Raw genomic sequence first — 593 nt, forward strand, 5'->3', positions numbered from 1 at the left:
TGTAAGCTTCCCTTAATTAGAACTGTTTATTTTTCTAAAATTTCTATAAAGTTATTGTTTTTAATTCTTTTGGGGCTAGCCCCAAAAGAATTAAGTTCTGCATATTTTACAGGTGGCATTTTGCCCAGGGAATCGTGCGGTCTGTAATTGTTATAATCATCCAGCCAAATTTGTGTTTGCTCTCTTACTTGGTCTATGTTTTCAAAAATATATTTGTCAAGTACACCTCTTCTGTAACTACCGTTGAACCTTTCTATAAAGGCGTTTTGGGTAGGTTTCCCTGGTTGTATATACTTGAACTCAATATGGTGCATTTCACTCCAATCTTCTGTTATTTTGGCTATAAATTCTGGTCCGTTGTCCATTCGTATCCTTTTAGGCTTCCCTTTTTTATTAACAAGATGATTGAGTACCCACACGACCCTATTGCTAGTGAGTGAAAAATCAACTTCTATATGCAATGCCTCTCTGTTAAAATCATCTATAATATTAAAAGACCTAAAACGTGTTTTGTTCTCCAAGGTGTCGGTCATAAAATCCATACTCCAAGTATGGTTAAGTGTGCTAGGCACTTCTAAAGGCTCTTTTACCCT

1 protein-coding gene is annotated in these 593 nt (G+C 35.8%); it reads right to left on the reverse strand.

Going from position 1 to position 593, the window contains the following annotated elements; translation table 11 throughout:
• Nucleotides 1-26: 26 nt before the first annotated feature.
• Nucleotides 27-593 (reverse strand): integrase core domain-containing protein (locus tag AC1EUY_RS16135; protein WP_480196580.1); only part of this gene is annotated, 567 nt, incomplete at its 5' end.

The organism is Maritimimonas sp. 2210JD6-3 (assembly GCF_056591795.1).